General features: G+C 63.4%; 5 protein-coding genes. All 5 read right to left on the reverse strand.

Translation table 11 applies throughout. The features are described 5' to 3' along the window. A partial coding sequence (locus tag AC11W3_RS08565) for a glycosyltransferase family 4 protein (protein ID WP_484092831.1) occupies positions 1-1,195 on the reverse strand: 1,195 nt, incomplete at its 3' end. After that, positions 1,192-2,169 (reverse strand): polysaccharide deacetylase family protein, encoded by a 978-nt coding sequence (locus AC11W3_RS08570; RefSeq protein ID WP_484092832.1) that lies wholly within the window; start codon positions 2,167-2,169, stop codon positions 1,192-1,194. The genes AC11W3_RS08565 and AC11W3_RS08570, both read right to left, overlap by 4 nt. Then, on the reverse strand, positions 2,169-2,858 hold the full coding sequence (locus AC11W3_RS08575; RefSeq protein ID WP_484092265.1) for a methyltransferase domain-containing protein: 690 nt from the start codon (positions 2,856-2,858) through the stop codon (positions 2,169-2,171). The genes AC11W3_RS08570 and AC11W3_RS08575 overlap by 1 nt, the downstream gene beginning before the upstream one ends. A 32-nt stretch (positions 2,859-2,890) precedes the next feature. Beyond that, the gene (locus AC11W3_RS08580; protein WP_484092264.1) at positions 2,891-3,988 is read right to left on the reverse strand and encodes a radical SAM/SPASM domain-containing protein; all 1,098 of its coding nucleotides are present in this window, start codon (positions 3,986-3,988) and stop codon (positions 2,891-2,893) included. Positions 3,989-4,008: 20 nt separating this feature from the next. Further along, positions 4,009-5,214, reverse strand: a 1,206-nt coding sequence (locus AC11W3_RS08585) for a flippase (RefSeq protein ID WP_484092833.1), incomplete at its 5' end; no start/stop codon positions are given.

Genomic DNA, 5,214 nt, shown 5'->3' on the forward strand with positions numbered 1-5,214 from the left:
TCTGTCCGAACCCTTCCTCGATCTTCCGCCGGGCCCCGGTCGACAGTTTTTGCCTTCGTTGCTCGTCGCCAAGCACCCAACTGATCCCTTCCGCCAGGTCCTCCGGCAGATACGGGAGCGCCAGATAACCGTTTTGCTGATGGTCTATCAAGTCCGGGACCCCCCCCTGGTCAAAGGCGACGCAGGGGGTGCCGCAGCCCATCGCTTCCATGATGGTGTTGGGAAGATTCTCCAACAGCGACGGCGCCACAAAGACATCCGCGGCCGCATAGGCCGAAGCGATCAGGGCGTCATCATCGCTGTGGCCAAGGTAGTTGACCTTCAACGGCTCATCCTGGGGAGCCTCTGGCCGGGACGAGCCGAGCACCACCAGCTCGGCCTGTTCCCGCCACCCTTTCCTGGCCAACTGCCCCAGGGCGGTTCTTAGCAGGTGGAAGCCCTTGTTCGGCACCCGGGTCCCCACGATGCCGCCGAAGAGGAGGAGTTTCTTGTTAAGGGGCAAGCCGAGCGCCCGCCGGGCCTTTTCCTTGTCCCCCGGCTGGAAGCGCTGAAGGTCCAGGCCGTTCGGGATCACCTCGATCCGCTTGTCCTGAAACAGCGAGCTGGAGGCGGCGCAACTCGCCAGCCACCGGCTGGGGGTCACCACCGTGATCGGGAGATCCCTCCAGGCCTTCTCCTTGCGCCCCCAGATCCAGCGGGAGAGATCCTGCTCCCGTGCGGAACCGAGTACGGGACAGGCGCCGCAAGAGTGGCGGTAGCCCACGCAGCCAAAAGGAACGTGGCAGCCGCCGGTGAACGCCCATGAATCGTGCAGGGTCCAGATCACCGGCTTGCCGATCCGGCGCAGCGTCTCCAGTTGCATGAATCCCGCGGCCACCCAGTGAAGGTGGACGACATCCGGCCCCAGTTCGTCCACGCGGTCGGCCAGCCTGTCCGGCAGCAGGGCCGGCGTGAAACTCGATACCGGCCGGTGCGGATAAAACCGGACCGGCAGCGCGTCGAGGTGGGGGCGCAGCCTGGCGGACATCCTGGCGGCGGCGCCCGGCGCCGCCATCACCGTGGCATCTTCGCCGAGCTTGAACTGGACCAGCATCCGCGACTCGCAGCCGATTGCCTGCAGTCCCCTGTGGAGGCGCTGGGCCGCGCGGGCCGCCCCACCTCCTTCGTCAAAGGTATTGAGCTGCAAAACTTTCATAGCACCCGGAATCTTTCCATTTGCCGTACAAAGGTCGGGAGATCCCAATTGCGGACCAGCTGGCGCGGGATCAGGTGACGATCGGTCCACCGGTGCGCCTGACCCGGAAAGTTGGCCGCGGTCTTGGCGAATCCCCCCTCCTTGCAGAGCGTTACCGTCTCGGCCGTGAAGTCCCTCCGGGTCCCGAAGGGGTAGGAGAAGACCGTTACCTCCCGCCCCAGCCAGCTTTCCAGCGCCCTTCTGGATCCGACGATTTCCTCGCGCTGTTCGGCCACCGGCAGGGAGCCGAGCGAGCTGTGGGTGATGGTATGGGCGCCGATGGTGACCCACCTGCTGGCCCCCAGCCAGCGCAGCTCCGGAAGAGACAGTGCCCGATGCGACTCTCTCCCGGCTGATCCGGCGCCGGCCCATTCCCGCAACTGCCTGAGCCAGTCGCCGCGGCGGCGGGCGTCGACCCCTTTCATCAGGGGCTGGAGCTGGGAGTAAAACTCCTCGCGCTCGTTTTGTCCGGCGGTGGGCCATGATCGGCAGAAGCTGCCGTCGGCGAGCCGGAAGCTGTCCGGGAAGCTGCCCTCCCCCAGGATCAGGGCCTCCAGTTCATCCCACCAGAACTCCTGGGGGGTCCCGATGGTCCCGGTGGCGACAAAGAAGGTGGCCGGTACCCCCACCTCCTCGATGATCGGCAGGGCCTCCAGCGCGTTGTCCGCGTATCCGTCGTCGAAGGTTATCGCCACGGCGGGCTTGCCGGTCCCGGACCAATCATCCTCGAAGCGCACCACGTTGAAGTTCTCTTTCAGGTACTTGAGCTGTGCCCGGAAGTTTTCGGGACTGACCGCCAGCATCTGGGGGTCGGCGACCAGCGTGGTCACCCGGTGATAAATCAGCACCACCACGGGGGGATCGATCATGTTCAGCACGCTGTTCTTGACCGTCCGTACCGCCTGGACCCCTTTCTGTGCCAGGGAGAGGAGCATCAAAGGCCCTTTCTGGCGACGATGGTGATGATCAGCTGGTACTCCTCCGCGTTCTCCGCGAGAAGCGACCGGTCCGGCAGATCCTCGACCGCGACCCCCTGTAGAAAGGCGCAGCTCGCCAGGGCGTTTCCGAAACTTCGCACCTCGACGCCGCCTGAAAAGACCGGCTCGAAGAGCCTCTTCACCGAGGCGGTGGTAAAGCGCCAGTAGTCTCCCCAGCGATCCATGTCGTAGCGGCTGATCTGGCTGATGCCGGCCACGGTGGCCAAGAGCACGCCCCCCGGCTTCAGCAGGTAGTGGGCCCCCGCTATGGCCTTCTGGACGTCGAAGATGAAGTTGAAGGTCTGGGTGCAGATAAAGCAATCGACGGCATCGGCCGGCAAGGTCGAGCAGTCGGTCAGGTCGCCGATGATGGTGGCCGCCCGGTTGTCGCTGGTGGCATGCAGCACCTCGTAGCTTTCGACCCTTCCGCCGCCGAAGCGCCGGCTATAGGAGCTGTCCCCGATCTCCAGCACCCGTCCCCGGATCAGGGGACTTGTTTTCTCCAGGAAGCTCTCGACATAGTAGCGGTCGATGGGGGTTCCGCGGTCCAAGCCGAATATGGTGCTGACCGGAGTGACCCTGGAGAGGTCGTTGAAGACCAGCTTTGCCTTTTTGCATGTCAGGTATCGCAGCAACGACGCGATCATCTTCATTCCTCGTGTGGCTATGGCCAGGGGGGCTAGCCGCCCCACACCTGGTGGTAGAACTCCAGGGGGAGTGGACGGTGCGGCTCGACCTTCTTGAAGTAGGGAAGGGCGAAGGTGGCGTCCGCCTGGTAGGCCGAGCAACTCCTGCAAACCGGAGGAGGGTTCCCCGCCAGAAAGGAGTCGATGAGTCCGGAGCGCTTCTTGCCCGACCAGATGGCTGAGAGCGTCTCGGCGGAAGCGTCGCCCAGCGTCAGTCGGGTTCCTTCATAATCGGCGCAACCGCAGGCAGTTATGGTGCCGTCCCAGCAGATGCTCATGGCTACGCTGGCATAGAGGCACGGTTGGCGCTTTTGCCGTCCGCTCTTCATCACCACCAGGTTTCGTTCCGCGTCATCCTTGACCAATCCCGCATAGTTGGCGTAGGTCCAGATGTGGCTGACGAAGGCACCGGCACGGCGGAAACGGTCGAGGGTCTCCCGGTAGCGGGACTCGAATTTGCGGTCATTGGTGCGGAACGCGAAGGTGATGGCTGCCGGATTCGATATGGTGGCGTTCAGTCGCAGCAGCCGCTCCATCGCCCGCTCCACCTGCGAAAACCGGTCGACCCCGAACATCGTGCGGTACGTCTGCGCATCGAGGCCGCCGACACTTACCTGGACGCAGTAGAGCGACTCGAGCAGGCGGCAGACCTCCCGGTCGGAATACTTTTCCAGGGAGATCCCATTGGTGGTGAGCGAAACCTGGGTGATGGCCGGGTTCGCCTCCAGGATGTCCAACCGCTCCAGCAGGTGAGGATCCAGCAGCGCCTCACCGATCACGGGGGTGAGTGACACCGGGCCCCCTCCCATCCCGGCATAGCTTTCCACGATCCGCTCGAACAGGGGAAGGGGCATCACGCCTTTGGACCTCTGCATGTGGCAGTTGGCGCAAAAGACACAGGCCGCGTTGCAGACATTGGTCCCCTCCACCTGGAGGATGAGGGGGGTCCGCCGGGTGATCTGCCGCACCTTCTCCACCTGTCCGGTGGAGAATTTCTGCAGCAGCAGCCGCCCGATCAGCTCAGAGGCGGCTTTCGGCGAGCGGACGAACTCCAGGAGAAGAATCTCCAATTTCTGGGCCAGTTCCCTCAACGGTTATAGGTCCTCGTCGATCACCAGGCCTTGGGGTAGAGCATGGCCCGGGTCAGCATCAGCCCCGTCCTGCGAAGGGGCCTGAAAATGAAGCATGTTCCGTGGACGGCGAACCAGTACGAGAGGCAGGAGGCAAAGACGGCCCCCATGCCGCCGTAGCGGGGAATCATGAATAAGTTGAGCGAGACGTTGAGCAGGCAGCCGAGGAAGTCGGTCAGGAAGTGCAGCCGGGTCCAGTTCATGGCCGTGAGGTAGTAGTTGCGCGCCATGGTGAGGTTGATGAACATCCCAGCCCAGACCAGACCGACCAGCATGCCTCCCGCCCTGCCGTAGGAATCGCCGAAGAGGAGCGGTATCCCCCAACCGGCGAAAAGGGTGACCGGCACGGCCACGGCGTAGGCCAAAAGCGCCATCAGGTTGTAAAACTGCTGCAGTCGCTGATAGAAGAACTCCTCGCCGGACTCCTTCGCTTCCACGATGCTCGGATAGGCGGAGGAGGCAACCGCGGTGGGGATGAAGTACAGCGCTTCAGCCAGCATGGCTGCCACGGCATAGATCCCCAATTCCCTGTTGCCGGCCAGATCACCGATCATGATCTTGTCGACCCGCATGTAGATCAGGATCACCATGTCGGTGAAGATCAGGGGCCAGCTGTCCCTGAGCAACTGCCTAGCCATGGCCACCGTCGCATGCCAGTCCTTGATCCGGTGGCCGTATATGCGGTAGGCCATCGCCATTCCCAGTGACCCGAGCACCACGTCGGCCAGTCCGGTCCAGGCGAAGGCCACGAGCGGGGCGTGGCGAGCGATCAGCACCACCTTTATGGCGCAGACGACGAGATAGGAGGAACTGCGCGCATAGGCGGCGTACTTCGATTGGACCTGTGACTGGAACCAGAATTCGAAGGTGCCGAAGGCCTGGAAGATGGTGCCGATGGTGGTGATGCCCACCAGTAACCGGGTAAGCTGATCCGCCGGGCGTAACAGTGAAATCGCCAAAAGTGCCAGCATCGATGCCGCCACGCCTGCTAACAACTTGAGGGCGAAGGCGGTGCCGAGGGTTTCGTCGCGGCTGGACGGGTCCCGCACCAGGTTGCGCACCACGATGAAATCGAGGCCCAAAAGGGCCAGCGAGGAAAAGAGCATGACGAAGGTGGTGGCGTAGCTAAGAAGCCCGAACTGCTCCGGGCCGAGGTAGCGCGTAACCCAGACGCTGACCAGAAGGCC

This window comes from Geomonas sp. (assembly GCF_056994735.1).

Excerpts from the sequence above, each read along its gene's own strand:
- AC11W3_RS08570 (WP_484092832.1), bottom strand. The coding sequence starts at position 2,169 with ATGCTCCTCTCCCTGGCACAGAAAGGGGTCCAGGCGGTACGGACGGTC.
- AC11W3_RS08575 (WP_484092265.1), bottom strand. The coding sequence starts at position 2,858 with ATGATCGCGTCGTTGCTGCGATACCTGACATGCAAAAAGGCAAAGCTG.